Here is a 2,533-nt window from a genome sequence, read left to right on the forward strand (position 1 = left end):
CTTCTGCGGGGCGAGCCGCAGCCGGCCGCCGTTCACCCCACCACGGCCATCGGTGCCGCGATAGGAAGCCGCCGCCGCCCAGGCGGTGCGGACGAGTTCCGGCACGGTCAGGCCGCTGGCCAGCACATTCGTCTTCAGGGTCGCCACGTCGGCATCGTTCACCAGCGGGTGATCAACCGCCGGCACCGGATCCTGCCAGCTCAGCACTTCCTTGGGCGCATCCGGGCCGATGTAGCGGGCGCGCGGGCCCATGTCGCGGTGGGTCAGCTTGAACCAGGCGCGGGCAAACGCATCTTCGAACGCCTTGGGGTTCTTCAACCAATTCTGCGTGATCTTCTTGTAGGAAGGATCGGTGCGCAGCGCCAAGTCCGTCGTGAACATGATCGGCGCGTGGAACACGCCTTCACGGTGGGCATCGGGCACGAACTTCTGGTCCTTGGCGTCCTTGGGCTCCCACTGGATGGCGCCGGCCGGGCTCTTGGTCTGTACCCATTCGAAACGGTACAGGTTTTCCAGATACTGCATCGTCCACTGGGTCGGGGCCGACGTCCAGGCGCCTTCCAGGCCCGAGGTGATGGTATCGGCACCCTTGCCGCTGCCCATCTTGTTTTCCCAGCCAAAGCCCTGCTTTTCAAGGGCTTCGGCAGCCGGTTCCTTGCCGACATTGCTGGCCGAGCCCGCACCGTGCGCCTTGCCGAACGTGTGGCCACCGGCGATCAGCGCGGCGGTTTCCTCATCGTTCATCGCCATGCGGCCAAAGGTGTCGCGGATGTCGTTGGCGGCCAGTTGCGGATCAGGCACGCCGTTCGGGCCTTCCGGGTTCACATAGATCAGGCCCATCTGCACGGCGCCCAGCGGGTTGGCCAGCTTGCGGCCTTCGCTGTAGCGCTTGTCGTCCAGCATCTTGTTTTCGGGGCCCCAGTACACCTTGTCGGCTTCCCAATCATCGGTGCGGCCACCGGCAAAGCCGAACGGCTTGAAGCCCATGGTTTCAAGGCTGACGTTGCCGGCCAGCACCATCAGATCGGCCCAGCTCAGCGCGCGGCCATATTTGGCCTTCACCGGCCACAGCAGGCGGCGGGCCTTGTCGAGAGTCACATTGTCCGGCCAGCTGTTGAGCGGTTCGAAACGCTGCTGCCCACCGCCGGCACCGCCACGGCCATCGGCGATGCGATAGGTGCCGGCGCTGTGCCAGGCCATGCGGATGAAGAACGGACCATAATTGCCATAATCGGCCGGCCACCAGGGCTGGCTGGTGGTCAGCACCTTGGCGATATCGGCCTTTACCGCCTTCAGATCGAGACTGGAGAATTCGACGGCATAATCGAAATTCGGGCCATAGGGGTTGGATTGCGGCGCCTGGCTGCGCAGAGGGGAGAGGTCCACCAGTTCCGGCCACCAGAATTGCGGGCTGGCGTTCTGAGTCATGTTTGCCTCTACGGCGGCGGCGCCGGTGGCGCCAAGGCTGGCAATCGTCAGCGCGATGATCGATGCGAATGAACGCGTCATGGGTATATTCTCCCTCTGGTGCAATCCGGGTTTGCCCCGATGCCGACTATGTAACGCCCAGACCATGAATCGAAGAAATCGGGATTTGCACTTAGACCAATCGATTTTTCCCGTAAGTGACGCGCACACCAGACGAAAAAAGGGCCGGCCTTGCGGCCAGCCCCTTCACGCCCCGATGGGAAACGCCGGATCAATCCTTGGCGCGTTCCACATAGCTGCTGTCGTCGGTGTTGATCACGATGCGCGTGCCCACATCGATGTGCGGCGGCACCATCACGCGGGCGCCGGATTCCACGATCGCCGGCTTGTAGCTGGAACTGGCGGTCTGGCCCTTCACAACCGGTTCGGTCGAAACGATTGCCATGGTCACGCGGGTCGGCAGGGTGATGGTGATGGCCTTGCCGTCGAACATCAGGATCTTGCACTCGGCATTTTCCTGCAGGAACACGATGCCGTCGCCGATCATCGCCTCGGTCAGGCTGATCTGGTCATAGGTCTCGTTGTTGATGAAGATATATTCCTCACCATCCTTGTACAGATAGTTGTGCGGCACTTCCTCCACGAACGCCTTTTCAAGGCTGTCGGTGGTCTTCACCGTGATCACCGTCTTCACACCGTCGGCGATGCGGCGCATGTCGATGGTAGTGGTGGGCGTGCCCTTGCCGGGGCGGAACGTTTCGGCCTTCAGCACGACATACAGATGGCCATCCTCATGCTCGATGACCTGACCCTTGCGGAAATTGCTCGCGATTTCCTTGACCATAACTTCCCCTATGCGCGATGGCGCTGAAACATGCGCAGCCGTTAGGGCATGGCGCGACCGTTGTTCAAGGAAAATCATGACTCCGCGCCCCTTCTGGCATGCCGACATCCACGCCGATCGCCGCAGCTTCCTGCTGGGCCGCAATCGCGTGAAGGCCGCGCTGGCCGGCTGGTTTGCTGAACAGGGCTTCATCACGGTGGAATGCGGCGCGGTACAGATCAGCCCCGGCAACGAGACACATCTGCACGGCTTCCCGGTCAC

At 62.3% G+C, this 2,533-nt stretch carries 2 protein-coding genes and 1 pseudogene; 1 reads left to right on the plus strand and 2 read right to left on the minus strand.

All coding sequences use genetic code 11. The features are described from left to right. The coding region (locus RT662_RS12460) for a peroxidase family protein (RefSeq protein ID WP_313671029.1) at positions 1-1,509 on the minus strand (1,509 nt) is incomplete at its 3' end. A gap of 190 nt (positions 1,510-1,699) precedes the next feature. Beyond that, positions 1,700-2,272, minus strand: a complete 573-nt coding sequence (gene efp, locus RT662_RS12465; protein WP_313671030.1) for an elongation factor P — start codon at positions 2,270-2,272, stop codon at positions 1,700-1,702. Positions 2,273-2,348: 76 nt separating this feature from the next. Here efp and RT662_RS12470 point away from each other — a divergent pair. Next, positions 2,349-2,533, plus strand: a pseudogene (locus tag RT662_RS12470) (EF-P lysine aminoacylase GenX); the annotation flags it as partial.

The sequence above is a fragment of the Sandarakinorhabdus sp. genome, from assembly GCF_032115815.1.
GTDB lineage: Bacteria > Pseudomonadota > Alphaproteobacteria > Sphingomonadales > Sphingomonadaceae > Sandarakinorhabdus.

What these genes read in the sequence shown, in the direction of transcription:
- efp (WP_313671030.1), bottom strand. Translation starts at nt 2,272, where the DNA reads ATGGTCAAGGAAATCGCGAGCAATTTCCGCAAGGGTCAGGTCATCGAG.